Genomic DNA, 2,403 nt, shown 5'->3' on the forward strand with positions numbered 1-2,403 from the left:
CTCCTTTGCCGACTCCCCGGAATCCGTGGATGAGGAACGGCGGCTCCTCTACGTTGGGATAACCCGCGCCCGCGAGCACCTCTCACTGTCCTGGTCCACGTCCCGGACTCCCGGCGGCCGGGCCAACCGCAAGCCCTCCAGGTTTTTGGATGGCCTGCGCCCGGATTCCGTTGCCGGCTCGAGTATCAGGGGCAAGGGGCCCGCACCCCGCCGCAAGGCAGCCGCCCCTGCCGTCTGCAGGGTCTGCGGCAGCATGCTTGCCACGGGTGCGGAACGCAAGGTGGGGCGGTGCAACGCCTGTCCGCCAAGCTATGAGGAGCAGACCTTTGAGGCCCTGCGGACCTGGCGGCGTGAGGTGGCACTGTCCGCCGATGTACCCGCCTTCGTGGTGTTCACCGACGCAACGCTCACAGCCATTGCCGAAGCCCGGCCAGCCTCCCTGGAAGAACTTGCGGCGCTGGCCGGAGTGGGACCGTCAAAGCTGGAGCGCTACGGGGAGGACGTTCTGCGGGTCCTGGTGGAAAGCACCTCTCTATGATCACTACCACCGAAGGGGGCGCTCCGGTAGAGGTGCGGCGCTCCGCCCGCCGAACCCGGACCGTTGCGGCGTTCTGGGAGAACGGAACGGCCGTGGTGGCCATCCCGGCCCGGTTCACAGCAGCCCAGGAAAAGGAATGGGTCCAGCGGATGCTGGCCAAGCTGCACCGGCAGGGGGAACGGTGTTCAGCTTCGGGCAGGAAGCGCCCTGCCTCGGACACCGCCCTGGCCGCCCACGCGGCAAGGCTCTCCGAACTGTATCTCGGCGGAAAGGCCGTGCCGGCGTCCGTACGCTGGGTTAGCAACCAGAACTCACGGTGGGGGTCGGCAACGCCAGCGGACGGCACTATCCGCCTTTCCGAGAAGCTCCGCCCCATGCCCCAGTGGGTCATCGATTACGTACTTTTGCATGAACTCGCCCACCTCCTGGTGGCCAACCACAATGCGGGGTTCTGGAAGCTGCTGGCGGCCTACCCGGAGACCGCGCGGGCGAAGGCATTCCTGGAAGGGGTTTCCTTTGCGATGGCCCGAGGCCTTCCGGGCACCGAAACGGGGGACGGAACCGGTGCCGTCCGGCCAGGCGGGGAGCGCTGGACGGACGACGCCGACTAGCCGGGCTTAGCTCTTCGGCCCGCCGTCCTGCCCATCACCATCGGGGCCCTCAGCCGACTTCCCGTCCTGCCCGCCGTCGGTGTCTTTGTTTCCTTGGGACGGGGCGTCGTCAAACCCGCCACTGAGCAACTTCTGCAGGGCGTCGTCCACCTCGGTGCCACTGGCTTCCGCCAGTTTCCGGCGTCCACTGAACCCGCGGGGATCGTCCAGGTCCTCGGCGGTGGGCAGCAGGTCGGGATGGTGCCAGATCGCGTCACGGCCTTCAATGCCGCGTTCTTCTTTCAGCGTGGCCCACAGTGTGGCAGCATCGCGCAGGCGGCGGGGGCGCAGTTCCAGACCGACGAGCGAAGCGAACGCGTGCTCGGCCGGGCCGCCGGTTGCACGGCGGCGCCGGACGGTCTCCCGAAGGGCACCGGCTGACGGAAGAACCTTTTCGGTGGCCGCTGCGGTGAGTTCGTCCACCCACCCCTCTACCAGCGCGAGGGCTGTTTCCAGTTTCTCGAGGGCCTGGTCCTGGGCGGGCGTCCGCTGGGGCATGAACACGCCCTGTGAAAGAGCTTCCTGGATGCCCTCGGGGTTGCCGGGATCAAGGTCCCTCGCCAATTCCTCGATGCGGGAGGTATCGATATGGATGCCCCGCGCGTAGGCCTCGATGGCGCCCAGCAGGTGTCCCCGCAGCCATGGAACCTGGACAAAGAGCCGGGCGTGGGCGGCTTCCCGGACAGCAAGGAAGAGGCGGATGTCGTTCTCGGGCAGGGAAAGCCCTTCGCCGAAAGCGGCGACGTTAATGGGCAGCAGGGCCATCTCAAGGTCAGCCAGGGGCACTCCGATATCGGTGGAGCTGACCACATCCGTGGAGAGGGCGCCGATGGCCTGCCCCAGCTGCATGCCGAAGATTGCGCCGCCCATGTTCTGGAGCATCGACGAGGCTCCGCCCATCATCGACTTCATCTCTTCAGGCATCTGCTCCGTCATGGCGGACGAGAGTGCATTGGCGATGCTGTTGGCGACCGGCTCGGTCAGCCTCTTCCAAGTGCCAAGGGTTGCCTCCACCCACTCCGCACGGGACCACGCGCGGCCGATCAGGCCGGTAGCGGGAAGATCGGTGACAGGGTCGAGCCACAGTTCAGCAAGCCGCAGTGCCTCGTCCACTTCGCGGGACTGCTGTGAGGTGACGGAGGGATCCGCGCTGCCGGCGGCCACCCGGCGCGCATTCTCGTGGGCCAGCTTCCAGTTCACCGGGCCCTCGGACGG

General features: G+C 67.3%; 3 protein-coding genes. 2 read left to right on the forward strand and 1 reads right to left on the reverse strand.

What is annotated here, in order from left to right:
- On the forward strand, positions 1 to 538 hold a 538-nt coding region (locus tag AC5RWX_RS32480; protein WP_494100289.1), incomplete at its 5' end, for an HRDC domain-containing protein.
- Positions 535 to 1,149 (forward strand): M48 family metallopeptidase, encoded by a 615-nt coding sequence (locus AC5RWX_RS32485; RefSeq protein ID WP_494100290.1) that lies wholly within the window; start codon positions 535 to 537, stop codon positions 1,147 to 1,149. The genes AC5RWX_RS32480 and AC5RWX_RS32485, both read left to right, overlap by 4 nt.
- Positions 1,150 to 1,155: 6 nt before the next feature.
- On the opposite strand, the gene AC5RWX_RS32490 is transcribed toward AC5RWX_RS32485, so the two are convergent.
- Positions 1,156 to 2,403: zinc-dependent metalloprotease (locus tag AC5RWX_RS32490; protein WP_494100291.1), on the reverse strand; the 1,248-nt coding region annotated here is incomplete at its 5' end.

It is taken from the genome of Arthrobacter sp. SPT-J7 (assembly GCF_059089965.1).